This is a genomic window from uncultured Campylobacter sp. (assembly GCF_938017775.1).
Classification (GTDB): domain Bacteria; phylum Campylobacterota; class Campylobacteria; order Campylobacterales; family Campylobacteraceae; genus Campylobacter_B.
The window spans coordinates 106,361-131,566 of record NZ_CALIIU010000038.1 but is presented as its reverse complement, the minus strand read 5'-3'; the positions used below and the strand labels follow the sequence as shown (position 1 = coordinate 131,566).

At 48.2% G+C, this 25,206-nt stretch carries 35 protein-coding genes, 1 tRNA gene and 1 pseudogene; 12 read left to right on the top strand and 25 right to left on the bottom strand.

Annotation, left to right across the window (positions count from 1 at the left end; translation table 11 throughout):
• The first annotated feature begins 478 nt into the window (after positions 1-478).
• From Q0537_RS06245 to Q0537_RS06220, 6 genes are all read left to right on the top strand, one after another.
• A complete protein-coding gene (locus tag Q0537_RS06245) occupies positions 479-745 on the top strand; it encodes a NifU family protein (RefSeq protein WP_298022260.1) in 267 nt (88 codons plus the stop codon).
• Positions 735-1,283: a histidine kinase gene (locus Q0537_RS06240; RefSeq protein ID WP_299226095.1), complete on the top strand. Its 549-nt coding sequence runs from the start codon at positions 735-737 to the stop codon at positions 1,281-1,283. Before Q0537_RS06245 ends, Q0537_RS06240 begins: the two co-directional genes overlap by 11 nt.
• Positions 1,261-2,571, top strand: coding sequence for a UDP-N-acetylmuramoyl-L-alanyl-D-glutamate--2,6-diaminopimelate ligase (locus Q0537_RS06235; RefSeq protein WP_299226092.1), 1,311 nt, complete (start codon positions 1,261-1,263; stop codon positions 2,569-2,571). Before Q0537_RS06240 ends, Q0537_RS06235 begins: the two co-directional genes overlap by 23 nt.
• A gap of 16 nt (positions 2,572-2,587) precedes the next feature.
• The gene (gene panD, locus Q0537_RS06230; protein WP_299226089.1) at positions 2,588-2,935 is read left to right on the top strand and encodes an aspartate 1-decarboxylase; all 348 of its coding nucleotides are present in this window, start codon (positions 2,588-2,590) and stop codon (positions 2,933-2,935) included.
• 1 nt (position 2,936) lies between these two features.
• Positions 2,937-3,416: a DUF6678 family protein gene (locus Q0537_RS06225; protein WP_299226085.1), complete on the top strand. Its 480-nt coding sequence runs from the start codon at positions 2,937-2,939 to the stop codon at positions 3,414-3,416.
• Between the two features lie 134 nt (positions 3,417-3,550).
• Positions 3,551-4,102 carry a hypothetical protein gene (locus tag Q0537_RS06220; RefSeq protein ID WP_299226082.1) on the top strand — a complete coding sequence of 184 codons (552 nt, stop codon included), beginning with the start codon at positions 3,551-3,553 and terminating at the stop codon, positions 4,100-4,102.
• A gap of 575 nt (positions 4,103-4,677) precedes the next feature.
• Here the strand turns inward: Q0537_RS06220 and Q0537_RS06215 are convergent.
• Positions 4,678-5,043, bottom strand: a complete 366-nt coding sequence (locus tag Q0537_RS06215; protein ID WP_299226079.1) for a hypothetical protein — start codon at positions 5,041-5,043, stop codon at positions 4,678-4,680.
• 207 nt (positions 5,044-5,250) lie between these two features.
• On the opposite strand from Q0537_RS06215, the gene Q0537_RS06210 reads away from it, so the two are divergent.
• The 6 genes from Q0537_RS06210 to Q0537_RS06185 all read left to right on the top strand — a co-directional run bounded on the left by Q0537_RS06210 (position 5,251) and on the right by Q0537_RS06185 (position 10,357).
• Entirely contained in the window at positions 5,251-5,580 is a 330-nt protein-coding gene (locus tag Q0537_RS06210; protein WP_299226076.1) for a YbaB/EbfC family nucleoid-associated protein, read from the top strand.
• A 595-nt stretch (positions 5,581-6,175) separates the two neighbouring features.
• On the top strand, positions 6,176-7,027 hold the full coding sequence (locus tag Q0537_RS06205; RefSeq protein WP_299226073.1) for a polyprenyl synthetase family protein: 852 nt from the start codon (positions 6,176-6,178) through the stop codon (positions 7,025-7,027).
• Between the two features lie 3 nt (positions 7,028-7,030).
• A complete protein-coding gene (gene tkt, locus Q0537_RS06200) occupies positions 7,031-8,959 on the top strand; it encodes a transketolase (RefSeq protein ID WP_299226070.1) in 1,929 nt (642 codons plus the stop codon).
• Between the two features lie 27 nt (positions 8,960-8,986).
• A complete protein-coding gene (locus Q0537_RS06195) occupies positions 8,987-9,397 on the top strand; it encodes a GyrI-like domain-containing protein (RefSeq protein WP_299226171.1) in 411 nt (136 codons plus the stop codon).
• 289 nt (positions 9,398-9,686) lie between these two features.
• Positions 9,687-9,774: transfer RNA gene (locus Q0537_RS06190), tRNA-Ser, on the top strand.
• Positions 9,775-9,808: 34 nt separating this feature from the next.
• Positions 9,809-10,357 carry a GrpB family protein gene (locus tag Q0537_RS06185; protein ID WP_299226067.1) on the top strand — a complete coding sequence of 183 codons (549 nt, stop codon included), beginning with the start codon at positions 9,809-9,811 and terminating at the stop codon, positions 10,355-10,357.
• 408 nt (positions 10,358-10,765) lie between these two features.
• On the opposite strand, the gene Q0537_RS06180 is transcribed toward Q0537_RS06185, so the two are convergent.
• From Q0537_RS06180 to rplC, 24 genes and pseudogenes are all read right to left on the bottom strand, one after another.
• A complete protein-coding gene (locus Q0537_RS06180; RefSeq protein ID WP_299226063.1) occupies positions 10,766-11,851 on the bottom strand; it encodes a threonine synthase in 1,086 nt (361 codons plus the stop codon).
• Between the two features lie 8 nt (positions 11,852-11,859).
• A complete protein-coding gene (locus tag Q0537_RS06175; RefSeq protein WP_299226060.1) occupies positions 11,860-12,246 on the bottom strand; it encodes a RidA family protein in 387 nt (128 codons plus the stop codon).
• Positions 12,247-12,420: 174 nt separating this feature from the next.
• Complete coding sequence (locus Q0537_RS06170; protein ID WP_299226057.1) at positions 12,421-14,460, bottom strand: sulfatase-like hydrolase/transferase; 2,040 nt, start codon at positions 14,458-14,460, stop codon at positions 12,421-12,423.
• Positions 14,461-15,100: 640 nt separating this feature from the next.
• The gene (gene map, locus Q0537_RS06165) at positions 15,101-15,859 is read right to left on the bottom strand and encodes a type I methionyl aminopeptidase (protein ID WP_291938575.1); all 759 of its coding nucleotides are present in this window, start codon (positions 15,857-15,859) and stop codon (positions 15,101-15,103) included.
• The gene (gene secY, locus Q0537_RS06160; protein WP_297944103.1) at positions 15,860-17,125 is read right to left on the bottom strand and encodes a preprotein translocase subunit SecY; all 1,266 of its coding nucleotides are present in this window, start codon (positions 17,123-17,125) and stop codon (positions 15,860-15,862) included. It lies immediately after the preceding gene.
• Positions 17,125-17,526 carry a 50S ribosomal protein L15 gene (gene rplO / locus Q0537_RS06155; RefSeq protein ID WP_297944102.1) on the bottom strand — a complete coding sequence of 134 codons (402 nt, stop codon included), beginning with the start codon at positions 17,524-17,526 and terminating at the stop codon, positions 17,125-17,127. The genes secY and rplO overlap by 1 nt, the downstream gene beginning before the upstream one ends.
• Before the next feature lie 11 nt (positions 17,527-17,537).
• On the bottom strand, positions 17,538-17,981 hold the full coding sequence (gene rpsE, locus Q0537_RS06150) for a 30S ribosomal protein S5 (RefSeq protein WP_298704410.1): 444 nt from the start codon (positions 17,979-17,981) through the stop codon (positions 17,538-17,540).
• A gap of 15 nt (positions 17,982-17,996) precedes the next feature.
• Entirely contained in the window at positions 17,997-18,353 is a 357-nt protein-coding gene (rplR, locus tag Q0537_RS06145; protein WP_299226050.1) for a 50S ribosomal protein L18, read from the bottom strand.
• A 10-nt stretch (positions 18,354-18,363) separates the two neighbouring features.
• Positions 18,364-18,900 carry a 50S ribosomal protein L6 gene (gene rplF, locus Q0537_RS06140; RefSeq protein ID WP_298028400.1) on the bottom strand — a complete coding sequence of 179 codons (537 nt, stop codon included), beginning with the start codon at positions 18,898-18,900 and terminating at the stop codon, positions 18,364-18,366.
• Between the two features lie 77 nt (positions 18,901-18,977).
• Positions 18,978-19,373 carry a 30S ribosomal protein S8 gene (rpsH, locus tag Q0537_RS06135; RefSeq protein WP_005868989.1) on the bottom strand — a complete coding sequence of 132 codons (396 nt, stop codon included), beginning with the start codon at positions 19,371-19,373 and terminating at the stop codon, positions 18,978-18,980.
• 9 nt (positions 19,374-19,382) lie between these two features.
• Positions 19,383-19,568, bottom strand: a complete 186-nt coding sequence (locus Q0537_RS06130) for a type Z 30S ribosomal protein S14 (RefSeq protein WP_005868990.1) — start codon at positions 19,566-19,568, stop codon at positions 19,383-19,385.
• 1 nt (position 19,569) lies between these two features.
• Positions 19,570-20,115, bottom strand: coding sequence for a 50S ribosomal protein L5 (gene rplE, locus Q0537_RS06125; protein ID WP_291938590.1), 546 nt, complete (start codon positions 20,113-20,115; stop codon positions 19,570-19,572).
• Positions 20,116-20,117: 2 nt separating this feature from the next.
• On the bottom strand, positions 20,118-20,351 hold the full coding sequence (gene rplX, locus Q0537_RS06120) for a 50S ribosomal protein L24 (protein WP_005868992.1): 234 nt from the start codon (positions 20,349-20,351) through the stop codon (positions 20,118-20,120).
• The gene (gene rplN / locus Q0537_RS06115; protein WP_005868993.1) at positions 20,351-20,719 is read right to left on the bottom strand and encodes a 50S ribosomal protein L14; all 369 of its coding nucleotides are present in this window, start codon (positions 20,717-20,719) and stop codon (positions 20,351-20,353) included. The genes rplX and rplN overlap by 1 nt, the downstream gene beginning before the upstream one ends.
• Positions 20,719-20,970, bottom strand: a complete 252-nt coding sequence (rpsQ, locus tag Q0537_RS06110; protein ID WP_005868994.1) for a 30S ribosomal protein S17 — start codon at positions 20,968-20,970, stop codon at positions 20,719-20,721. The genes rplN and rpsQ overlap by 1 nt, the downstream gene beginning before the upstream one ends.
• Positions 20,971-20,979: 9 nt before the next feature.
• Positions 20,980-21,162, bottom strand: coding sequence for a 50S ribosomal protein L29 (gene rpmC / locus Q0537_RS06105; protein WP_005868995.1), 183 nt, complete (start codon positions 21,160-21,162; stop codon positions 20,980-20,982).
• Positions 21,149-21,574, bottom strand: coding sequence for a 50S ribosomal protein L16 (gene rplP / locus Q0537_RS06100; RefSeq protein ID WP_005868996.1), 426 nt, complete (start codon positions 21,572-21,574; stop codon positions 21,149-21,151). The genes rpmC and rplP overlap by 14 nt, the downstream gene beginning before the upstream one ends.
• 2 nt (positions 21,575-21,576) lie before the next feature.
• Complete coding sequence (rpsC, locus tag Q0537_RS06095) at positions 21,577-22,272, bottom strand: 30S ribosomal protein S3 (RefSeq protein ID WP_005868997.1); 696 nt, start codon at positions 22,270-22,272, stop codon at positions 21,577-21,579.
• 21 nt (positions 22,273-22,293) lie between these two features.
• Positions 22,294-22,605 (bottom strand): annotated as a pseudogene (gene rplV / locus Q0537_RS06090) (50S ribosomal protein L22); the annotation flags it as partial.
• Between the two features lie 9 nt (positions 22,606-22,614).
• Positions 22,615-22,896: a 30S ribosomal protein S19 gene (gene rpsS / locus Q0537_RS06085; RefSeq protein WP_005869002.1), complete on the bottom strand. Its 282-nt coding sequence runs from the start codon at positions 22,894-22,896 to the stop codon at positions 22,615-22,617.
• Positions 22,897-22,898: 2 nt separating this feature from the next.
• The gene (gene rplB / locus Q0537_RS06080) at positions 22,899-23,729 is read right to left on the bottom strand and encodes a 50S ribosomal protein L2 (protein ID WP_297897660.1); all 831 of its coding nucleotides are present in this window, start codon (positions 23,727-23,729) and stop codon (positions 22,899-22,901) included.
• 1 nt (position 23,730) lies between these two features.
• Positions 23,731-24,012 carry a 50S ribosomal protein L23 gene (locus Q0537_RS06075; protein WP_298028398.1) on the bottom strand — a complete coding sequence of 94 codons (282 nt, stop codon included), beginning with the start codon at positions 24,010-24,012 and terminating at the stop codon, positions 23,731-23,733.
• Between the two features lies 1 nt (position 24,013).
• Positions 24,014-24,628 carry a 50S ribosomal protein L4 gene (gene rplD / locus Q0537_RS06070; protein ID WP_299226046.1) on the bottom strand — a complete coding sequence of 205 codons (615 nt, stop codon included), beginning with the start codon at positions 24,626-24,628 and terminating at the stop codon, positions 24,014-24,016.
• Positions 24,625-25,203, bottom strand: coding sequence for a 50S ribosomal protein L3 (rplC, locus tag Q0537_RS06065; protein WP_299226043.1), 579 nt, complete (start codon positions 25,201-25,203; stop codon positions 24,625-24,627). The genes rplD and rplC overlap by 4 nt, the downstream gene beginning before the upstream one ends.
• Positions 25,204-25,206 lie beyond the last annotated feature (3 nt).

Sequence of the window (25,206 nt, the reverse complement as noted above, 5' to 3'; positions counted from 1 at the left end):
CGATCGATATAAAACGTAGCGTAAATTTCATCTACGAGCTTCAAAACAATATTCGCCGCCCGGGCTTTTGTAGTCGCAAAATTTACATTAAAAGCAGGATTGTTTTTCTAAAAAATTTAATCGTATCGGTGTCTGTCTTGATTAAATTTAGGCTGTTTGCCTAAGGTTTTCTCTACCGCTCAAACAAAATTTCATCTCAAATTTAGCCCTCGGTCTGGCTGAAATTTCATCTCAAATTTATGGCGCAAATAGTCTAAATTTAAATATACGCAAGCCCGATGATTTGCGAGTTTCGTCCTTGCCGAATCGATAAAATTTTTAAAATCGCGGCTCGCCGTTCGCACCGTATAAAATTCTTTGCGAGCCATTACGCAAAATCCGCGTCCTCGCGCAAAATTTCAGATTAAATTTCATCCCCAATAAGCCTTTTTTTATCGCTTTTGGATATAATGCGCCAAAACTAAAATAAGGAATTTTAATGATACCATTTAGCGATGAAGAGCTTCTAGCTCCGGTACAGGATAGCTTGGAGCTAATCCGACCGATGCTGCAAAACGACGGCGGCGATATGAAGCTTTTAGGCATAAAAAACGGCGTCGTCTATGTCCGCCTTACCGGGCATTGCCACGGCTGCGCCGCAAGTGCGCAGACCCTAAAATACGGCGTCGAGCGCCAGCTTCGCATGGATATTCACCCCGAGCTTAGCGTCGTAAACATCCCCGAAGGCGAAGAGTTTGAACTATAAAAAACTGGGGCTAAAGGCCTTTTCGCGCGGAGAATTCGAACTTTCGAAGCTGTATTTTTCGCTCGCATACGAAAAAAGCGGCGAGGAGGAAATTCTATTTTTGCTCGAGCTTTGCCAGACTGCGCTGGCAGACCGCGAAGAGGCGCTTATGCTCTTTGATTTTTACAATCTCAGCCCCAAAACTCAAACTGCGGAGCTTTTTAAAATTTTAAACTCCATCAACGAAAAGATCGCGAACGAAGCGGCTTCCGAACCCGGCGCCGAGGATGAGATTGCAGTCATCGCTTATGCCGATTTTATGCGCGCGGTAGGCCAAAAAGGCTTTAAAAACGCCTTTGAATCGATCATTTTTTCCTCTAAAATCGCCATTTCGGACAAAAGCGAGATGATAGAATTTTTAGAAAATTTGATAGAAAACGGCTACTACGAGATGGGGCTTAATTACGTCGAAAGCTCGGCTGCTGCGTACGCAGGCGATGAGCGCTTCGAAGCGCTGATGCAAAAAATCAAAAATCATGAGAATACGACTCGAAAATAGCTTTATCACCGACAACTCCGCCGAGTGCGAGGCGGGCTGCTTTTTTATGCGCACGGACGCGAACGCTAAATTTGAACCCGAAGCGGCGCAAAAAGGCGCGCAGATCATCTCTATCGCGCAAGCAAAGAAGCTTTTGAATATCGATCCGCGCATCAAAATCGTAGGCATCACCGGCACGAACGGCAAGACCACGACCGCGGCGGCAATCTATTCGACGCTGCTGGATCTGGGCTTTAGCTGCGGCCTAAGCGGCACGCGCGGCGCCTTCATAAACGAGCGCAGAATCGACGAGAAGGGGCTTACGACGAGCTCAGTTTTTAAGACGATGAGCTATCTTTACGAAGCCGGCAAGCAGGGCTGCGAGTACTTCGTTATGGAGGTCAGCTCGCACGCAATCGCACAGAACCGCATCCAGGGGCTAAATTTTGCGCTTAAAATTTTTACGAATTTGAGCCAAGATCATCTCGATTATCACGGCAGCATGCAAGAATACGCCGCAGTCAAGAGCTCGTTTTTTGCAGACGACGCGCCAAAGCTTATAAACGCCGATGGTGGACACATTAAATTTAACCCCGCAAACGCCCTTACCTACGGCATAAAAAATCCCGCGAGCTTCGGCGTGATCGGATACGGGCTAAAGGGCGGCATCGACGCGCTCGTGCGCACTCCAAACGGCGATAATGCGCAGCTACAAAGCGATCTCATCGGCGAGTTTAATCTCTACAACCTTACCGCAGCGTTTGCGGCGGTTAAAATTCTAACCAAGCTGCCGAACGAAAAGATAGCAAAAGCCCTGGCAAACTTCGGCGGCGTCGAGGGTCGCGTGCAGATCGTAAATAAAAATCCGCTTGTAATCGTCGATTTCGCTCATACCCCGGACGGCATCGAAAAGGTGCTAAACGCGCTACGCACAAGCGGCGAGATTATCGCGGTTTTCGGCGCAGGAGGCGATCGCGACCACGGCAAGCGTCCGAAAATGGGCGCCATCGCGGAGCACTTTGCTAAAATCTGCATCGTTACGAGCGATAACCCGCGCAGCGAGGATCCAGACGAGATCATCGAGCAAATTTGCGCCGGGATGCGCCGAAAGGATAAAATTTTAAAGATCGCGGATCGCAAAGAGGCGATCGCGCGCGCGCTAGATCTTGCCAAAAACGGCGAGATGATCGCTATTTTGGGTAAGGGCGACGAGACCTACCAGGAGATCAAGGGCGTGAAGCACCCCTTTAGCGACAAGCAGGTCGTGAGTGAGCTCGTCGCGGCGCGAGGCGGGTCAAATTTAGACTAAATTTAAAGGACAGCCGATGAAAATCGAAATTTTATCAAGCAAAATCCACCGCGCGCGTGTGACGGACGCCAACCTCAACTACGTGGGCTCGGTCACGATCGGACCCGAGCTCATCGAGGCTGCGGGGCTTTTCGAGTACCAAAAAGTCGATATCCTAAACGTCAATAACGGCGAGCGCTTCGCTACCTACGTGATCCGCGGCGAGAAAAAGGGCGAGATCTGCCTAAACGGCGCGGCCGCGCGCAAAGTCTGCGTCGGCGACATCGTCATCATAGTAGCTTACGCACAAATGAGCGCCAAAAAAGCGAAAGATTTTGAGCCAAAAATCGTACAGGTAAACGAGAAAAACGAGATCGTAAAATAACATGGCGCCGCGCCTCGATGGGCTTTTCGCCTCGCCGCAGCACTACGAAAAATACAAAGCGCGGCTGGGTAAAAAACTAGCCGAGTTTCGCTTCGGCTTTATGAACGACGCAAAATGGCGCAAGCTCTTTTCGGCGATCTGCGCTGAAGGCTCGCCCGCTAGGCAGTGCGAGATCTATGACTTCTTCGGCTCCTGCGTAAACGAGATCAGATTCGCCCTGCCCGCCGCAGACTACGCGCAAGGCATCCGCGACGGCTACATCTCGCAGCGCCTCACGACGAGCGAAAAGCCCACCCTCTACGCCGAGATAGAATACATAGAATTTGCGAAATTCTACGACTTCGCAAGCCGCGGCGCGCTGCTACCGCCCGAGCACAAAAGTCAAGACCTTGACGCCATAGTGCGCTATTTAGAGCGTCTGGGCAAATTTGAGATGGAGCCGGGCGAGCAAAGCTTAAAAATTTACGGCTACAGGCGCTAGCTCTTTACGCGAAGTTTTGCCTCTTGTACGCAGGCGCGCCTGTTCACTGCGCGCCAAGAGGCGCGATTTGCGCTAAATTTCACTCCGAACAGCCCACTATAGCCGCCTATCGATCCACAAAAAAAGGAGCAAATTTGAACTACGAAGAATTTTACGGCGCCGTCTGCGAAATGGCGGAAAAATTTGAAGCGAGCCGGGCCGCGAACAGAGAGCTAGACGCATATCTACTCGCGCTTTTGAGGCTACTTGAGGCACGCGGCGGCGAGCCCTTTAGCGCAGAGCTGATGCTTGAAATTCTAAGCGCGGCGTTTGAGAGCGAGAGGGCGGAGCCCAGCGAGACGTGGCTTGAGATAGAGCGAGCGCCCGAGTTTGCACACTTCTGCAAAGATGGGCCTGCGGGCGGCGGCGATACGTTTCGTTCGGCGGAGGAGCCAAAAACCGCGCCAAGCGAGGCAAAATTTATGAACGGCAAGAGCAAGACGCAAGAGCAAAATTCTATCGCAGCAAGCGGCAGCCTCTCTGCAAAAACAGTGCGAAACGAGCCCTTGGGACCGAAGACGAATGAGCCCCTAAAATTCGAGGCCACAGACAAGCACGGCGGGCTTGCGTATTCCGCGGAGGTCATAAAATTTCAGCTAGCGGAGCTTAGCAGGATGCACGCTAGCGGACAGCTTTGCGGACGATAACAAGTTTTTCGGCATCGTATCGTCAGGCGGGCATGGCTGGTATAATTTCGATCCGTTTTCGCTGCTGGAGTGCGGAGCGCGCGGCCTGATGGATCACGCGGGCGAGGATGCGCCCGTGCGCGACGGCTGGGAAATGCTCGGCGAACTGCTCGAAATGGGACGGACGTACGAGTAGGCGGCGGATTTTGCGGCTAAATTTCAAAATTCGCGGAGCGAATTTAACGAGATCGCTTTGCTCGCTCATATTTGCGGGCGAAATTAAATCGCTCGCTTATCGTGCATGCGCCGCTTCGGCAGGGCTCGGCCAATTTCTGCGGTTTGAAATTTTAAATTTCGCGTCTCGCGTCCGCCGTAAAATTTGAGAGTACGCTTAAAATTTCAGATCGCTCCGAGCATGAAATTTGACGACTTTAAAATCATAAATTTCGGCCATATTTCGCTTAAAAATCGGCGATATAAAATTCTAAAATTTTCGTGCGACTTTCTCGCGAGTTTGCGCGCTCTTTAAAAACCGATTTAAATTTAGCGTCTCTGCTAAAATTTCTACGGTAAGGCTAAATTTACCGCTCCGTCCGCTACTTCAAATGCTCTTTCAGCTCCGTGATTTGCCGCTTAACTTCGTCTATTATCTGCGGCGAGTTTTCCCAAATTTCAAGAAAAGCCCATTCGTCGCTTGGCGGGTTGATCATATTTTCCAAAATCGCAACGACTTTCCGGATGGTCGGTTGCAATTTATCTAAAAAATCCGACGGACATGCATACGGCGAACCGAAACGCTCCAAAATATACGCGACCGCCCTAATTTCGTCGTAGTTTTCGTTTCTCGGATCGAAATTCGCTGCCGTGCTTTGCAGCAGATCAAAATTTTTGCTCTCCCAAAACCTCGCGAACCAATCCGCCGCCTCGTCGTTTTCGTACGCTCTGTAGCCCCAATCGCCCATTTTTAGCTCCTTTTAAAATAAATTTCATCGCCGAGCTTTAATGGCGCCTCTTATTTAAATTTTACCCGCCCAAGCTAAATTTTAAGCCGCTTTTTGACTGCGCGTGCCCGCCGAAAAATCAAATCTGAGAATAAAACTCGCAACGCCAAGTCAAACACTAAATTTAGCTTAAATTTGCTAAAATAGCCAAAATTTAAAGGATTTTTGATGTTCGAAGGAATAGATTTTTCAAAAATGGGGCAGATGCTCGATCAGATGCAGGCCAAGGCTAAGCAGATCGAGGAGGAGAATGCGCGCAAGGAATTCACCGTAAAATCGGGCGCGGGCATGGTCGCCATCAGGCTAAACGGTGCGGGCGAGGTGCTCGATCTAAGCATCGACGACAGCCTTTTTAACGACAAAGAAAGCTTGCAGATCCTACTGATCTCGGCGATAGGCGACGCGATAAAGCTGGTCGAAAACGAAAAGAAAGGTGCCGAAGCGTCCATGCTAGGAGGGCTCGGCGGCCTAGGCGATCTGCTCGGCGATAAGGGCTAAGCGTAGTTCAAAAATGGTGAAAATAAGCTTTTTATATAGAATGGCTGTTTTGCTTAGCGAACGGTTTGGATTTTACGGAGCGAGCGGCTTCTGTAGCTAACTAAATGAAGCCCGATTGTATAAGGCGACAAGTTAAATTTAGATTTTGTGGCGATACGTTTTGCATAAAGTGCGGCCTGCTTGATTTGATGCTCGATTGTTAAATTTTAACCTTAGCAAATCAATCAGTCAAATTTAACGGGCGGCGCGAGGGCAAATTCTAAAATTTCGGCGAGCTGCTACGCTGCGGCGCAAAGTAAAATTTAGCTCGCACGGCTTAAATGCAAAGCGGGCGAGCCGTTGCGCGACATCCGCGAGCAAATCGAGCGTAAGATGCGGCTCAAAAAAGCGGAGCATCCTTCGCCTCGCGCACTGCGTAAAGCTAGGGAAATTAAAATTTAAAATTTTAAGCGGCATGATTACTTCTATGCGACGTACAAACGGCTCGCGACAGCAAAGTCTAAGCTGCGCGACGAAAAGGCATTCGAAGGGCGCGAATTTGCATTCGTCAAGGGCGCGCCCAAGCAGAGCAAATCAAAACTGCAAGGCAGGATCGATGGATATTTTAGAAAAATTTAAAGACTACTTGAAGCAAAACGAGCTGAAGGCGCCGAGCTTTCATCCGTATTTTGAGGAGGCGCTCAATTACATGCTGCAAGCGGGCGGCAAGCATTTTCGCGCGCAGCTGCTGCTAGGCGTCGTTTCGGCGGTGGATGAGCGGCGCTTTGAGGGCGCGTTAGCGATGGCGATGGCGCTTGAGATGATCCACACCTACTCGCTTATCCACGATGATCTGCCCGCGATGGACGATGCGGATCTGCGCCGCGGACGGCCGAGCCTGCATAAAAAATACGACGAAGTCACGGCGATTTTGGTGGGCGATGCACTAAATACCGACGCGTTTTTAATCGCCGCAAGCGCAAACCTAAGCGACGAGATCAAGATAAAATGCATTAAAACTCTAGCGCGAAATGCAGGCAGTGGCGGCATGGTGCTCGGTCAGGCAATCGATTGCCATTTTGAAAACAGTCCGTTAAAGCAAAGCGAGCTTGAGTTTTTGCATCTGCATAAAACGGGCGCGCTCATCGCAGCGGCGTTTGAGCTAGGCGCCATAATCGGCGGGCTAAAGGACGAGCTCGCGCATGAGCTTTATAAGATCGGGCTGAAGCTAGGTCTCATATTTCAGATCGAGGATGATATCATCGACGCCACTAGCGACGAGGCAAGCGCAGGCAAGCCCGTAGGAGCGGACGGCGCGAAAAATTCCTTCGTAAATTTACTAGGTCTTGCGGGTGCGAGGAGCTACAAGCGGCGCCTAATAGACGAGGTAAGCGGCGCGATGAGCGGCTATGATGCGAGCCTACGCGATTTGGTTTTAAATTTGATAGAAAAATACCTGAAAGGATGAAAAATGTCGAGCGAGCAGCTAAGTAAAATTTCAAATACGATCAAATTTCTAAGCGCGGATATGATCCAAAGCGCTAACTCAGGCCATCCCGGCACGCCGATGGGGCTAAGCGACGTAATGAGCGTCTTTATGAGCAAGGTCCGCCACAATCCCAAAAATCCCGCGTGGCTGAACCGCGACCGCGTCGTATTCTCGGGTGGACACGCAAGCGCGCTCGTGTATAGTTACCTCTACCTTAGCGGATACGATTTGAGCATGGACGATCTAAAAAGCTTCAGGCGCCTACACTCCAAAACCCCGGGCCACCCGGAGATAACCACTCCCGGCGTCGAGATCGCTACCGGACCGCTCGGACAAGGCGTCGCAAACGCAGTCGGATTTGCGATGGCCGCAAAATACGCCGCACATCTGCTCAATGAGGAAGGAAACGAGATCATCGATCACCGCGTCTATTGCTTCTGCGGCGACGGCGATCTACAGGAGGGCATCAGCTACGAAGCGTGCGCGCTTGCGGGCAGACATAGCCTCGATAATCTTACGATAATTTATGATTCTAATGGCATCACGATCGACGGCAGCACCGATATCGCGTGGTTTGAGGATGTGAAGGTACGATTTGAAGCGCAAGGCTTTGAGGTCGCACGCATCGACGGGCATAATTTCGATCAGATAGAATTCGTCCTTGACGAGGTCAAAAATAAAACAAAACCCTACCTCATCATCGCAAATACCACGATCGGCAAGGGCGCGCTAGAGCTTGAGGGCACGGCCAAGACGCATGGCGCACCGCTTGGAGAGGAGCTGCTTGCACGCGCCAAGCAAAGCCTGGGCTTTGATCCCGCCCAAAGCTTCGTCGTAAGCGAGGATGTGCTTTTTGCGACGCGCGCCGCGGTCGAGAGGGGTGATTTAGAGGAGCGGCTTTGGAAGGAGAAGCTCGCAAAGCTAAGCGATGAGAAAAGAGCGCTTCTAAACGAGCTTTTAAATCCCGACTTTAGCAAGATAGAATTCCCTGATTTTAGCGGACTTAAGGTCGCCACGCGCGATAGTAACGGTAAAATTTTAAACGCTATCGCAAACGCGGTGCCCGGCTTTTTGGGCGGAAGCGCCGATTTGGCGGCATCGAATAAGACCGAGCTAAAAGGCGGCGGCGACTTTCCGTGCGGCAAAAATTTACACTTCGGCATCCGCGAGCACGCGATGGCGGCGATCGGCAACGCCTTTGCGAGATACGGGCTTTTCATTCCGTTTAGCGCGACGTTTTTTATCTTTAGCGACTATCTCAAAACGGGCGCTAGACTTGCGGCACTGATGGGCTTGCGCCACTACTTCGTCTTCACGCACGACAGCATCGGCGTGGGCGAGGACGGGCCGACGCACGAGCCTATCGAGCAGCTTAGCACCTTCCGCGCGATGCCCGGCTTCTACACCTTCCGCCCGGCAGATGGCAACGAAAACGTAAAATGCTGGCGAACGGCACTTGCTCTAAATGCCCCCGCAGCGTTCGTCTGCTCGCGCCAAGGGCTTGAGCCGTTACCTAAGGCGGTCTTGGGCGACGTGCAAAACGGCGCGTATCTGCTAAGGCAGAGCAAAGAAGCACGTATCACGCTCATCGCAAGCGGCAGCGAAGTCTCGCTCTGCTTAAAAGCGGCGGCGATCCTGCAAGAGCAGGGCATCGGCGCAAACGTCGTAAGCGCGCCGTGCTTCGAGCTTTTGTGCGAGCAGGACGCAGATTATTTGGCGCAAATCCTAGAGCCGCAAACTAAAATTTTAGCCGTCGAGGCCGCAAGCGCGCTTGAGTGGTATAAATTTGCAGACGCGGTACACGGCATGCGAAGCTTCGGCGAAAGCGGCAACGCAAACGAGCTATTTAAGCTTTTCGGCTTCACCGACGTCGCGATCGCAAAGCAGGCCAAAGAGCTTTTAGAGCAGTAGCGGAAAGGGTAAAATTTGAGCGAAAAAATCAAAATTTCGTATTTAGACGGATTTAAAATTTACGGATTAAAAGCCCGCACGAAAAACGCGGACGAGATAGGCGGAAGCGGCAAAATTCCCGCGCTGTGGGCGAAATTTATGAAAGAGTGTTATGACGGGTGGAGCGAGATTTACGGCGTCTATTACGATTACGAAGACGGCGCCGACGGGCTTTACAATATCTTTATCGGCACCAAAGCGCCCCGCAGCGACGAAGCCTTGGAGATCAAAAGCGGCAAATACGCCGTTTTTAGTTTTCCAAATGAGCCGCAAAACGTAGCAAAGTTTTGGGGCAAAATTTGGAGCTTTTTTGAGGCCGGCGAACTAAAAAGAGCGTTTGGAACGGATTTTGAGTTTTACGGCGGAGAGGAGATCAAAATTTTTATCTCGGTTTTGTAGGGCGGCGCATGAAATTTATAAACGGGGAGTGATTTTTCGCCGCCGCGACGATGAGCTTTTGCGTAGAATTTCATCCATAAAGCGGTAAAATTCCGTGCCTAAAACTACGCGCGAAAATAAATTTTATGCCGAAAGCCGCGCCGTACCTTAAGCCGTAGATTTAAAATGAAATCTAAATTTGCGCCGTTAAATTTCAACCCCCGCTCGCAAAATCAGGCGAAATTTCGCGCGGAATTTCATTTTTAAATCTGTTATTAAGCCATTTTTGGCTTAAATTACACTTTCATTAGGGTAGATGTCCGAGCGGTCGAAGGAGCGCGCCTCGAAAGCGCGTAAGGCGTCAGCCTTCTGGGGTTCGAATCCCTATCTACCCGCCATTCATCCAAATTTCACCCAACACTCGGGAGCCAGATGAGCAATAAACTCCTTTCGATGAGCCTGCAAGAGCTGTGGCGGCTCTTTCCGATACGTCTCGTGCCGCACGATCCGCGCTGGAGCGAATACTTTAGGCAGGAGCGCGAAATTCTGCGCAGGCTGCTGCGAGATCATGGCGAGATCAAGATCCACCATATCGGCAGCACCGCGGTAAGCGGGATCTGGGCGAAGCCGATCGTAGATATTTTGATCGAATGCTCAGATATTGCCGCCGCCAAACAGCGCTTGATAGAGGCGGGCTATCTGCTAATGAGCGAAAAGGGGAGCCGCTGCAGCCTAAATAAAGGCTACACCGAAGCGGGGTTTGCCGAGCGCGTTTTTCACGTGCATCTGCGAAATTTCGGCGATACAGATGAGATATTTTTTAGAGATTTTTTGCGGGCGAATGCGGATATCGCCGCGCAGTACGAGGCGCTTAAATTAGAGCTTTGCAAGCGCTATGAGTTTGACCGCGACGCCTATACTGCGGCGAAAAGCGAATTTGTGCTTAAATTTACGCGCATCGCTAAAGAAAATTCAAAATAACCGCGCAAAAATTTAATCTCTACACAGAAGCTCTCTCACCAAGAGCGATAAAAATGGCTAAATTTTATAAACGAAATGGGTAGATAGCGCCGCACCTTGCAGATTGGTTTTTATAAAATTTTGACCGTAATTTCAAATTTAAAGAGCGACCGCCCGGTTATCGGTAGATAAAATTTTACAAATTCCACCAGCAGCAAAGTCGCCCATAAAATGCGTCGTATCACCCACATCATATTCAAGCAAAGACATCTCCGCGCTTCAGTACAAGTTTAAATTTAAAAACCTACGCGTCATAAATTTTAAACATTCCACAAAAATATGGGCTCTTAAATCCGCTAAATTTAAAGCGGCGAAAATTTAAAATTCCTCACCGCTAGCTAGCCGCACAAATCCGTCTGGCACTTAAATTTAATGATCGCTCTTCAGCCCCGCGCCGCAAAGCGGGATGATCCTATCTCCTTGTAGATCGTGGCTTTCTTTGTAGCGCAGATACGCCGCGTAGGTAGCCGCGGTCGTGTGCTCGACGTAAAATCCGCCGCGCGCAAGCGCCGCTCTGGCAGGCAGTATGTCGCTCTCGCTCGCTAAGATCACCTCGCGCTCGCCCGCGTAACTAGAGCCGAGAATTTCGCTCGCGCGCATCGGTCTTGCGATCGCGATGCCCTCCGCTAGCGTCGGCTGCGGCTCTATCGCTCGCGCCGCACCTTTAGCGCCGAAAAGCGGAGCGCAATGCTCGCCCTGAACGATGAAAATTTTTGGCAGTGCCTCGATAAGACCGCCCTCATATAGCTCGCCCAGCGCCGCTTGAGCGCCCAGCAGTAGCGTACCGTTGCCTACGGGGATAAAGATATTGCGCGGCACCCTGCCCAGCTGCTCGTAGATCTCATAAACGTAGCTCTTCGTGCCCTCGTAAAAGATCGGATTATAAACGTGGTTGGCGTAATAAATTTGCTCATCCGCAGCCTTTTTGCGGCACGCGTCCGCCGTCTCGTCGCGGCTACCGTCAAAGACCGTGACATGCGCGCCGTGGCTTTTGATCATATCGATCTTTTTAGGCGATGTGCCTTTAGGGACGTAAATTTCGCATTCGATGCCCGCACGAGCGCAGTACGCTGCCACGGCGTTGCCTGCGTTGCCGCTGGAGTCTTGTAGCACCTTTTTTACGCCGATATTTTTGGCGTGCAGCACCAAAACCGCCGCACCGCGGTCTTTGAACGAAAGCGTAGGCATCGCGTAATCGAGCTTGAGATAGAGATTTTCGCCGAATTTTACGCTCGCCGTGAGCCCCTCGCCCATCGAAATTCCTCTAAATTTCGCCGTATCGATACCCATAAACCTGCGGTATCTAAAGATGCTAAACTCGCTTTGATCTACGAGCGCGGGGTTAAATTTAGGCGCATCGGAGTTTAGCTTATACAGCCCGCCGCAGTCGCATTTATAGCTCAAAGTATCGATGGGCGCGTGCTTGCCGCAGCCAGTGCAGATGAAATCGCTCATTTTCGCTCCTATTTTTTCTCTTTGATTTTTGCGACGGCCTCAATCTCTACGAGGCAGCCGAAGTGTAGAGCCGTAGTCGGCACTACGACGCGAGCGGGCTTGTGCGCGCCGAAAAACAGCGCGTACTGCTCGTCGATCACGTCCCAGTTCGCGACGTCAGGCGTATAGACGCGACACATCCGCACGTCGTTTTTATCTGCGCCCGCGGCGGCCAGCACTGCCGCGACGTTGCTTAGGGCCTGCGCGGTCTGCGCAGCAAGACCATCTGGAGCGGCTCCCGTGCGTGGATCCACGCTTAGCTGCCCCGAGACATAGAGCGTGCCGTCGTCGTCTAAGATGCCCGGCGCATAATGCGCCTTTTTCGGCGCGAAGCCGCTCGGATAGATCTCTTTCATTTGAGCTCCTTGGCGTAGATTTTTTGAAATTTTATCTAAATTTCTAAATTTTATATGAAATTTTATAGACTTTGCGCCGAACTTGTCTTTTCGGATCGAGCATTAAGCTCTTTGAAATTTTGAGACCCGCCGCTTGTATAGCGCAATATGTGTAGATAAAGCGCAATCCGCCCGTTATTCGAGCTCGTAGCCCTTTGCGTTTTTTAATTTCTCGTCATAATCGACTCCGTTAGCAATTCGCTTGCGAGAGGCATTGAAATCCGATCGTATCGGGCTTTTGTGCTCGTCAAACTCAAGTGGCGCGACACCGATGATATCTGCTAGCAGATGCGCTAAATCATCGCTCATAAAAGGCTTGTCTTTCGCCGCAGCTAGCCTCTGCCATAGCTTAGCGTGATCGCTCAAAAACTCGCGAGAGCCTATGAAAATTAGCGGAATTTCGTAAGTAAAGCGGCTCTCCATGCCATGCCCAAGGCGTCCATTTTCGTATAAATTCTCTCCGTGATCGCTAAGATAGACGATGAGACTGTCGTCGCCGGAGAAAATTTTAAAAATTTCATTTATGACGAAATCGTTGTAAAGCACGCTGTTATCGTAATACGCGACAACATCTTTCTGCTTGGAAGTAAGTTTTGCCTTTATGTCCGCCGCGCTAAACTTGCCGAATCCCTCGGGATAGCGCAGGCTGTAATCCATATGGCTGCCGATGAGATGGATCACATAGAAATTTCGCTCGCTCTGCCCCGCTTTCGCCTGATTTATGAGCGGAAGCAGCACTCCGTCAGGTTTGATGCGAACGGTTTCATAAAGATTGCTCTTTGAAAGGAAAGATTCAGCGTCCGCGCGATCGGCAGCGCTTTTGGCACTTAGCGCATGCGCGCCGAAAGCCTCTTGATTGCTGATCCAAAAGGTGCGGTAGCCACTTAGCTTAAACATATCAATGATGCTAAGGTTGCGAAACCACGCCCTTTTGCGCTCGCTTTCGTAATCGCTGAAATTTAAAAGCCGCATCAGCACCTGATTAGTCGTGCCGTAAGGCGAGATTGTATCGCTAAATTTTATCAGATTGCCACTTGCTTCGAGACCCTCCAAAAGCGGCGTATTTTTAACGCCGTAGCCGTAGAGCGACATATGCCCGCGCTGCAAGCTCTCGCCTATTATTAGGATGATATTTTTGACGCGAGACTTTTGCGAGGCGGGGTTTGTAGTAGCGTCAGTGGTTTTGGAATTTGAAATCGCGCTGGGGCTTTGCGGCGTAGAATTTAAAGTCTTGCCCCAGCTCTGCGGCTCAGCGCCCGGGGCGGACGTAGAATTTAAATTTGCGCCGGAATTTTGCGCCTGGACGCTTGATGCGGGAGCGGAATTTTCAGACGCGGAGCCCGAGGCGGCGCCTTGCGGATCTGAATTTCCGCCGCCATTTAAAATGCTTTCGTTCGCGCGCTTGGCCTCGTCATATCCGAGCTGCACTTCGCGCATATCGGTGATGAAATTTTTATCGCTAAGATAGTCTTTTATCGTAAAGGCAAACTCCAGCGGGACGTATTGCGATAGTTTGGTTATATAGCCCTGCTTGCCCTGGGAAGCTTTAGCGGCGATATCCGCGCAAAAGATCGCCCCGTAGATAAGATAAAGCGCTGCTAGCAGCAATCCTAGGCGGCTATGCGTTTGCTCCCACTTTCTCCGCCCCGTTCTTAGCGCTGCAAAGATGCAGCCAAGCAGCACCGCTAGATACAAAATCGTCGCAGGGTTAAGAAACTGCAAAACAAACTCACGCGTCTCTGCTGCATCGGTATGCACAAGCGCGTCGATCGCCACGACGTTGAAGCTTGAGTCGAAATTTACGATCAAAAATAAAGCCACACTCGCAATTAGCGCAATTAGCGCTAGTAACACGAACGAAACGAGCTTAAAAAATCGGCCGCTAAGCAGATAGCAAAGGTGAAAGATGAGTAAATTTATGATGAGCACCGCAGAAAAGCCTTTAAATACATGCGAAAAATGATACCCATTGATCTGATAATGTATCTTAGCCCAGCACGCAAGCAAGCATAGCGCCGTGCTAAGCCAAAACACCCTCCATACGGGACGCTCGCGAAGCGCGGCAAAAAAGCCGCGGTCGATTTTTATAAGCAAGCACGCTATAAGCCTACCCGCTTTCGTCCGCGCCATAATCCCGCCTATATTTGCTAGCGCTACATAAAATTTTTCTCTCATTTCATCTTCCTTAGCTTTACAAAGACACGATGACGCGCACTCTGCGTAGCGCGACATATTTTCGCTTTAAAATCAAGGCGCAATCTTAGCCGCTTAAAGCTTTGAGCTCGCTTACTTGCGCGCCTTTACGCTTCAAATTTTGCGGCTAAATTTTAAAGATACGGGGAGTTTGTAATTGGACGACAGAATTTTGAGGCTAAATTTTAATTGAAAGCGGATTTATGAGTGAGGTTATGAGACAGAAGCTCTGGGATAAAATTATTAAAACGTAATTTCAAAAAATTTAGCTAATTAAAATTTCAAAGCAATATTGCCGCGGTCAAAACGCTTGGGCAAAAATTTTAATAAGATGCGCGGCAAATGGCGCGTTTTATAACGCTTGCATGCCTCATAAAGCCGGCTATGAGGCTAGAGCAGATGAAGCGACCGCGACGCGATATTTTTTAAAATTTACGTCCAGGCTACGAACCGTCGCGATAAGCTTTGAAAGGTCTTCGGACAAAAATTTATGCATGAAGCGGCTGAGGTAAAATTCCAAGACACGAGCGATGTAAAATTGTCGAAATCTAATCGCGGGCGGAATTTCGCCTTGGCAAAAGTGTAAAATTTTAACTAGTCCAAGTCGCCTTTTGTGCGAAATCTACGCGACGCTTAGAACTTCTACCTTACCGTCGAAAACCGCCATGCAGTGCTCATAGTGGCTAGTGCGGAGCCCATCCTTGCTTCTCGTGCTCCATTTATCCTCGGCGATGACCGGCGTGCCGTCCTTTTGGCAGATCATCGGCTCGATGCAAAAAACCATGCCGTTTTTGATTTTGGGGCCCGATTTTGGATTGTTGCCCTCCAGATAGTTTGGGATCTCAGGCTCTTCGTGCGGGTGCTTGCCGATGCCGTGACCGCAGAAGCCATACAGCGGCACGAAGCCGCGTGCGCGGATAAATTTCTCGATCTCGAAGCTTAGCTCTTTGAAGTGCATCCCTACCCTGATCGTTTTGATGGCAAACTCCAGCGTGTCCTTGCTGCATGCGATAAGCTCCTCGTCGGCTTTTGAAATTTTACCGACGGGCAGGGTGCGTGCGCTGTCGCCGAAATATCCGTTTAGCTTCGAGCCCAGATCGACGCCTAAGATATCGCCCTCTTGCAAGATCGTCTCATCGGGAATGCCATGGATGATGACTTCGTTTAGCGAGAGGCAGGCGGCGTTTGGAAAGCCGTATAGCCCTTTAAAAGCGGGATACGCACCCTTGGATGTGATGAAATCGTCGATCTTTTTATCGACTTCGAGTAGGCTAAGACCCGGTTTTATAAATGAAGCTGCGTAATCGAGAGCTTGCGCGACGATCCTGTTCGCCGCACGAAGCCCCTCTAAATCTTTTTTTGTTTTAAGCAAAATCGCCATTTATAGCCCGACCGCACTTAGAGTCTGATATTTGTTCATATAGATCTGCGCTTCGATGCGCCTCATCGTATCAAGAGCGACGGAGACGACGATCAGCACGCTAGTTCCGCCGAAATAAAACGGCACGCCCATAAATTTAACGAGCAGCCACGGGATGACGGTTACTAGCCCGAGATAGATCGAACCCCAAAACGTAAGACGGCTAGCAACTTCGTTTAAAAAGCTCGCCGTTCCTTCACCCGGACGAATACCCGGGATAAATCCGCCCTGCTTCTTTAAATTTTCACTAATGTCCTTGGAATTAAAAGCGATTGACGCATAAAAATACGCAAAAAATATAACCAACACAAAGGTCAAAAAGTTAAAGAAGTAATTGCTAGGGCTTAGGAAATCGTGGATCTTTTGGATGATCGGATTGGTGCTTGCTTGTAAAATTGTAGTCGGAAACATCAAAATCGCGCTTGCAAAAATAGGCGGAATGACGCCGCTTAAATTTAGCTTGATCGGCACATAGTTCATAATGCGCTTGTTTTGATTCGCCATCAATACCTTGCGCGAAAACGATACTGGAATTCTGCGTTCACCTAGCTCCACATATAAAATTGCCCCGATAGTAGCCAGGATAATTAGCACGATCGCGATTAGCTTTAAAACGTTCATTTCGCCGGTATTTACTAAATTTACGGTACTTCCGATCGCTCTAGGGATGGCGCTTACGATACCTGCAAAGATAATAAGGCTGGTGCCGTTACCAACGCCGCGCTGCGTAATCTGCTCGCCGATCCACATCAAAAGCATGGTGCCTGCCAGCATCGAAATGCACGAGATGAAAACAAACTCGTTGGTATTTTCGGCCATTATCGCAGGCGCTCCGGTCTGTCCGTGGATGCCCTGCAAGCCGATGCTAACACCGATGGATTGAACCATAGCGATTGCGATTGTAGCGTATCGGATGATCTGCATATATTTCTGCATACCGTCGCGCTCTTTTTTGAGTTTGCCTAAATTTGGAAAGGTTGCGGCGAGCAGCTCCATAATGATCGAAGCGGTAATATAAGGCATAATGCCTAGCGAGATAACGCTGAATCGCTCCGCCGCGTTACCGCTAAACATATTAAACATTCCAAAAGCGTTGTTGCTATTGCTTTGAAAAAATTGCTTTATAACCTCAACGTCCACTCCCGGAACCGGCACGTAAGCTAGCAACCTATAGGCAAAAAGAAAGCCTAGAGTGATGAGAATTTTGTTGCGTAGCGATTTATTCATTATTTTTGTCCGCTAAATTTTACGTTCTCGTCTTTGATCTTGCTAGCGAGCGCTTTTGCGCCTACGCCGATCAGCTTGATCTTTTTAACGGAGTTTGAAATTTTATGAACGGATTTGATGCTTTCAATCGTAATCTCGCTAAGATCTTTGATAGCTTCGATTTTATCGACATTAATCACGTAAGGTTTTTCAAATTTAGAAGTAAAACCTACCTTTGGAAGCCTTCGTTGAATCGGCTGCTGACCGCCCTCGAAGCCTCTTTTTTCGTGAGAGCCGGTACGTGCGGTCTGACCCTTGCCGCCGCGACCCGCAGTTTTACCTAGGCCGCTTCCTTGACCGCGACCCAAGCGCTTAGTAGCGTGAGTCGAGCCTGGGGCTTTTTTAAGATTTTCTAATCCCATCTTTTATCCTTCTAGTGTTTTAAGATACTAAGAGCTTTCATAGTAGCCCTTACGACGTTGGATGCGTTGTTAGAGCCTAGCGACTTGGTTAGGATATCCCTAATGCCTGCAAGCTCTAAAACCGGGCGCACGGAGCCGCCTGCGATAACGCCGGTACCTTCGCTCGCCGGCTTAAGTAAAATTTTGCTCGCATTGTATTTAACTTCGATATCGTGAGTGATGGTAGAGCCGTTTAAATTTACCTTGATGATATTTTTAAACGCATCGTCTACCGCCTTTTTAATCGCGTCAGGAACCTCTTTGGATTTGCCGAAGCCAAAGCCTACTAGACCGTTTCTATTGCCTACCACTACGAGCGCGGTAAATCTGAACCTTCTACCGCCCTTAACGACCTTCGTAACCCTACCGATATTGACGATTACCTCTTCGAATTCTTCTCTATTATACTTTTCCACAATCATTCCTTTGGGTTATAGTTTGATGCCGTTTTGGCGTAGCGACTCGGCAAAGCTTGCGATTACGCCATGATACAAATAGCCATTGCGATCGAAAATCGCTTCAGAAATGCCTTTATCTTTTAACTTGGAGGCTAAATCTTTAGCTAAGCTAGCCGCGCCCTCTTTGTTCGCCTTTAAATTTAAAACCTTACCGCTGCTGGCGCACAAAGTCACGCTCGCTACATCGTCGATAGCCTGAGCGTAGACGGTTCTATTGGATTTGAAAATAGAAATTCTAGGGCAAGATGCGACGCCTGAAATTTTAGCGCGAATTCTTCTTTTTCTCTTGATTCGTAAAGAGATCTTTCTTTTTAATACGTTCTGTGTCATTTCTCAACCCTTATTTCTTAGCTGTTTTTCCGGCTTTGCGGATAATGCGCTCTTCAAGATACTTAATACCCTTGCCTTTATATGGCTCAGGCGGTCTGAATCCTCTAATCTCGGCTGCCACTTGACCTACTTGCTGCTTGTCGTCGCCTTTGATGGTTACGACGTTTTTATCTACGGAAATTTCGATTCCCTTTGGAGATTCAAAATTTATCGGATGCGAAAAGCCCAAATTTAGCTCAAGCACCTTGCCTTTCATCGCAGCCCTATAGCCGACGCCGTTGATTTCGAGCTGTTTTGAAAAGCCCTCGGTAAGACCAAGGACGATATTGTTGGCTAAAGCGCGGTATGTTCCCCAATATGCCCTGCTCTGCCTATCCTCACCCTTAGGTGAGAATTCTATCTTTCCGTCTTCGATTTTTACATCGACATGACCTTTTAAATCAAGCTCTTTTTCGTTATTCGATTTTTTAAATTTTAACGACGAGCCGTCGATTTTGACCTCAACTCCGTTTGGAATAGAGATCGGTTTTTTACCAATTCTTGACATAATTTTCCTTTTTATTTGTCTAGGGTATGTCTACTTTTACGAATGGATACCACAATGCCATAAAAAGTAGAAACTTCTTACCAGATCGTGCAAAGCACTTCGCCGCCGACGCCGGCCTTGTGTGCGTCGATACCGCTCATAACGCCTTTGCTTGTGCTAACGACGACGGTTCCGTAGCCGTTTTTGAAGCGCTTGATCTCGTCTTTGCCCTGATATACGCGGCGACCCGGAGTCGAAATTCTTTTAACTTCGTTTATCACGCTCCTGCCCTTTTCGTCGTATTTAAGCACTACGTTGATGATCTTTTTATTGTTTTCCTCTACTACGTTGTAGCTCTCGATATAGCCCTTCTCGGCTAAAATTTTAAGCATAGCCTCGACTACATTTGAGTGAAAAAGCTTAGTAGTATCTAGCCTTCGCATCGCAGCATTTCTGATGCGAGTTAGTCCATCTGAAATAAGATCGTTAATCATCTCTTCTCCTTACCAGCTTGCTTTTTTTAGACCTGGGATCAAGCCCTCGTTTGCCATCTTGCGAAGGCAAACGCGACAAATTCCAAAATCCTTATAAACGGAGTGCGGACGACCGCAAATTTGACATCTGGTATATGCGCGAGTGCTAAATTTAGCGGGGCGTTTCGCCTTGGCTACCATTGATTTTTTTGCCATATCATTTTCCTTTTGCAAAAGGCATGCCGAATAGCTCTAGCAATTTAAATGCCTCTTTATCGTTATTTGTAGTCGTTACGACGGTTATATTCATACCGTGAGTTCTTAAAATTTGATCGTATTCGACCTCAGGGAACATCAGCTGCTCTTGCAAACCGAAGTTATAATTGCCGCGTCCGTCAAAGCCCGTTCTAGGTAGTCCTCGGAAATCCTTAACTCTAGGAAGCGCGATAGAGATCAGTTTGTCTAGGAAGGCAAACATCTGCTCTTTTCGTAACGTAACCATTATGCCCACCGGAAAACCTTCGCGAACTTTAAAGCCTGCGACCGATTTTTTTGCATTGACGATAAGCGCTTTTTGGCCTGCGATCAGCGAGATAGTGTCGGCCATATTTTGAAGCACCTTTTGATCTTTGCTTGATTCCCCAGTTCCTACGCTGATAACGATCTTTTCAAGCGCCGGGATAAGCATAGGATTTTTTATATCAAATTCTTTCTGCAAAGCAGCTCTGATGGAATTAGCGTATTTATCTTTTAGTCTGCTCATAATCAACCCTCTACCAACGCAACGTTTGAAATATCCATCGGCATCTCTTTGCTCGTAAAGCCGCCTTGTGGATTTTGCTCGGTTGGTTTGATAGCCTTTTTAGCCATTTTACAACCCTCGACGATAACTTGAGCTTTTTTAGGAAACACGGCCTTAACGGTGCCTGTTTTGCCCTTATCGTCACCTGCGATGATCTTTACTTGATCGCCCTTTTTAATCTTAAATTTTACTGCCATTATAAAACCTCCGGAGCCAGCGAAACGATCTTCATAAAACCGCCGTATCTGACCTCTCTACCGATAGGACCGAAAATACGAGTGCCGATCGGCTCTTTTTTTGAATCCAAAATAACGGCTGCGTTCTCATCGAATCTAATTAGTGAGCCGTTGCCTCTGTGCAACTCTTTAGTCGTACGAACGACTACGGCTTTTACTACTTGACCGCGCTTAATCTTGCCGTTAGGGAGCGCTTTTTTTACAGAGCAAACGATAATATCGCCGATTGTGGCGTATCTTCTTTTGCTTCCGCCCAAAACTTTAATACACATAAGTTCTTTTGCGCCGCTATTATCAGCCACCGCAAGTCTGGTAAAACTCTGTATCATTATTCAACTCCTGTTTTCAAAACCGCTTTTAAGCGAAACGATTTTCTAGCGCTTAGCGGTCTGCACTCGATCGCAGATATGGTATCGCCGATCTTTACGACGTTGTTTTCATCGTGGATCAGATATTTTTTAAATCTTTTTACGATCTTTCTATATCTAGGGTGCATAACCCTTCGCTCTACCAAAACGGTAGCTGTTTTATCGCCCGCCTTCTTTACGACTACGCCTTGAATTTCTCTTTTAAATGCCATAACCTATCCTTATTTCGCTTTAATAGCTGTATTGATTCTAGCGATATCTTTTTTGATAGCGCGAATCTCGTTAGGATTGCTTAGCTGCATAGTTTTTAGCTTTTGTCTAGCCGTAAATAAAAGCAACTTACTTTGTTTCAACATAGAATTTAGCTCAGCCAAATCTTTATCTTTCAAATCAGTATATTTCATTTTCGCTTTCCCTACTTACGATTTTCGTTTTAAAAGGTAGTTTATGAATCGAAAGCATAAGCGCCTCTTTAGCAACCTCTTCGCTAACGCCGGTCATCTCGAAAATGATCCTGCCCGGTTTTATATTCATTACCCACTCTTCTACGCCGCTCTTACCCTTACCCATACGAGTTTGTAGAGGTTTTTTGGTAAGCGGTTTGTCTGGGAATACCTTAATCCAAATTTTAGCTTGACGATTCACGAAGCGCGTCATCGCGACACGAGCCGCTTCGATCTGGCGAGAATTTACCCTACCCGCCTCTACCGCTTTGATACCGAAATCGCCGAACGTCAAGGAATTCCCTCTCGTCGCATAGCCGCGATTGCGACCTTTCATCATCTTGCGGTATTTTGTTCTTTTTGGCATCAACATAACTATTTACCTCTTCTTGGTCTGCGTGTTTTTTTAGGCGCATCATCGGTCTTTTCGGCCTGGATGCCTTTTTGTAAAATTTCACCCTTAAAGATCCAAACCTTAATGCCGATATTACCGTAAGTCGTATGTGCTTCGGCAAAGCCGTAATCGATCCTAGCCCTTAGAGTATGGAGCGGAACGCGTCCCTCCAAATACCATTCGGTTCTAGCCATCTCAGCGCCGCCTAAGCGACCTGCGACGCAAATTTTAATTCCCTTTGCGCCTGCTTTTTGAGCGCCTTGGATGACTTTCTTCATAGCGCGGCGGAATGCAACGCGGCGCTCCAACTGCATGGCTACGTTTTCCGCAGCCAAAAGTGCGTTCGAGCCTACTTTGCGCTCCTCTTTGATATTGATGGCTATGTCTTTATTGACTAGCTTAACGACTTCGCTTCTTAAATTTTCAACCTCGCCGCCTTTTTTCCCGATGATAATACCCGGTCTTGCGGCTACGATCGTTACGCGAATTTTCTTAGCCGTTCTTTCGATCAAAATTTGGCTAATTCCCGCATAATAAAGCTTAGCTTTTAAAAATTTGCGGATCTTGTAATCCTCGCCGATACTCTCGGAAAGCGTCGCTTTAGAAGGAAACCATCTAGACTCCCAATTTCGATTAATTCCTAATCTTAAACCGATCGGATTTACTTTCTGTCCCATTTACGCTTCCTTCTTACTTGGTTTTGCTACTTCGACGATAATGTGCGAAGTAGGCTTGCGGATACGGCTAGCCGTACCTCTGGCGCGCGGACGAAATCTCTTAAGCACCGGACCTACATCCACTCGGCAGCTGGTAACTACGACCTCTTCAGGCTCAAAGCCGCCGTTTGCGACCGCACTTGAAATCGCCGTAGCGATATATTTAGCGCCGCGATTAGGCGTAAATTCCAAAGTAGCAAGGGCAAATTCCGCATTCATGCCTTGAATTTGTTTTGCGATAAGTCTTGTTTTTGTCGGCGAAAGGCGAACAAATTTAATAGTTGATTTACTCATATTCTATCCTTACTTGCCGATCTTTTTCTGCACGGAGCCTTTGTGGCCTTTGAAAGTGCGCGTAGGAGCGAACTCGCCTAATTTATAACCAATATGATGCTCGGTGACGTAAACCGGGATAAAATTCTTTCCGTTATGAACGTTAAACGTAAGTCCGATCATCTCAGGCACGATCGTGCTTCGTCTCGACCAAGTCTTGATCGGTTTATTATCGCCGGCTTTCTTTGCCGCAACGACTTTTTTCATTACGTGATCATCTACGAAAGGACCTTTTTTTAGCGATCTAGCCATTTTTATTTTCCTTTCCTTCTTGAAATTATAAGCTTATCGCTCGCTTTTTTATGGCGAGTTTTATAGCCCTTCGTCGGTTTGCCCCACGGAGTTACCGGATGGCGGCCGGAGTTTTTCTTACCCTCGCCACCGCCGTGTGGGTGATCAACCGGGTTCATTGCAGAACCTCTGGTTTGAGGACGGATACCTCTGTGGCGGTTACGTCCGGCTTTACCAATGACAACGTTTGCCCACTCTTCGTTACCCACTACGCCGATACTGGCCATACACTCTGCGAGCACTCTTCTCATCTCGCCGCTAGGCAGACGTAAAATGACGTATTTTTCCTCTTTACCCATAAGCTGAGCATAACCTCCTGCGCTACGTGCCATTTGAGCGCCTTTGCCCGGTTTTAACTCGATATTATGCAGGATGGTTCCCACAGGGATATTTTTCATCTTCATCGCGTTGCCCGGTTTAATATCTAATCCGCCCTCGGCAGCGGCTACCACGTCGCCCACTTTAAGATCGTTAGGCTTGATAATGTAGCGCTTCTCGCCGTCTGCGTATGAGATCAGCGCGATACGGCAGTTGCGATTCGGATCGTATTCGATCGCCTCGACCTTGCCAGCAACGCCGAATTTATTTCGCTTAAAATCGATGATTCTATAAAGTTTAGCAGCCCCTGCTTGTTTATGGCGGCTGGTAATGCGACCGTTATTGTTCCTTCCGGCTGCGGCAGGAATTTTAACGAGCAAGCCTCTAACGCTAGCTTTTGCAGTGATATCCTCGCTGCTAAGCCCTGTCATAAATCTTCTACTTGGAGTATACGGTTTATAAGTTTTAATCGCCATTTTACGCCTCCACGCTTTCTAGGCTTACGCCTTCAGGTAGTTTGACGTAGAATTTTTTCACATCGTTTCTAGCGCCAGTTCTGCCTTTAAATCTTTTTACTTTGCCATCCTGTCTTAAAGAATTTATCTTTAGAGGAGTAATCCCGAAATAGTTTTTTAAAACGCTCTTTAGTCCGTTTTTCGTAACCGACGGGCTAGTTTGGATAACGACCACGCCGTTTTCTTGAAGACCGAGAGACTTTTCCGTATAAAGGATCGTTTTGATATCTGTTATATCTGCCATTTTAGTCCTCTTTCACTATTGATTCAAATGCCGCTTTTTCGAATACGACCGAGCCGTAAACTGCGATTAGGTAAGCATTGACCTCGCTTGCATCGATGACATAGCAATTCTTAAGATTTCTATAGGCCAAAAGAGTTTGCGCGTCCAGCTCGTTTTTAACGATTAGCGCATCTCTAACGCCTAGTTTCTTAATAAAATTTGCCGCGTCTTTAGTTTTGCCGCTTTTTAGCTCCAAATCATCGAAGATAAAAATTTTACCCTCGTTTGCTTTCTCATTGATAGCAAATTCCAGCGCAAGGCGTTTTTGCTTTTTATTGACCTTCTGCTCGTAATTTCGCTCGTTAGTCGGACCGAATGCGACCGCGCCGCCTACCCAGACATTGGTTCTGGTTGAGCCCGCACGTGCACCGCCGCGGCCCTTTTGTCGCCACGGTTTTTTGCCGCCGCCGCTAACCTCGGCGCGAGTTTTTACTTTCGCCGTGTTTGCGCGAAGCGAAGCAAGGTAAGATTTGACGTACAAATATAGATTGTGCGAATTGACTTCCGAAAATTTCACAGGAATTTCAATTTCGCTTGCTTTTTCTAGTTTTTCGTTAAGCACGCTTACTTTACTCATTTTACTATCCTTATTCTGCCCATTGCGCCGTTAAATCCAGGAACCGAGCCTTTAAGCACCAAAATTTTATTCTCGGCATCAAAGCTTACGACTTCGTTTTTAGCGGTGATCGTTTCATTTCCAGTGTGTCCCGCCATCCTCATACCCGGCTGAACGCGACCCGGCCACTCGCAGTTGCCAATAGAACCAGGCCTTCGGTGGAAGCGGCTACCGTGCGCTGCAGGACCGCCCGCAAAGCCATGGCGCTTAATGACACCCTGATAACCTTTACCCTTGGATCTGAAGCTTACTTTTACGATCTTAGCTCCGCTCAAAACATCTAAATTTTGATCGCCAAGCTCGGCATTTTCTAAGCTTAGAGTCGTAAATTTATTAAATTCCTTGCTTAGGCTATATTTCTTTTGAATTCCGGCGATAGCTTTGTTATATGCTTTGCCGTCTGCGTAGGCTACGATAGCTTTTTTCTCATCGCAAACTTCGCAAATTTTGGTATTAATAAGTCGCAAAAGCGTCACGGGCGTGCTGCTCGTGTCGATCGTCCTACTCATACCTATTTTTTCTACGATATATTCCATTGT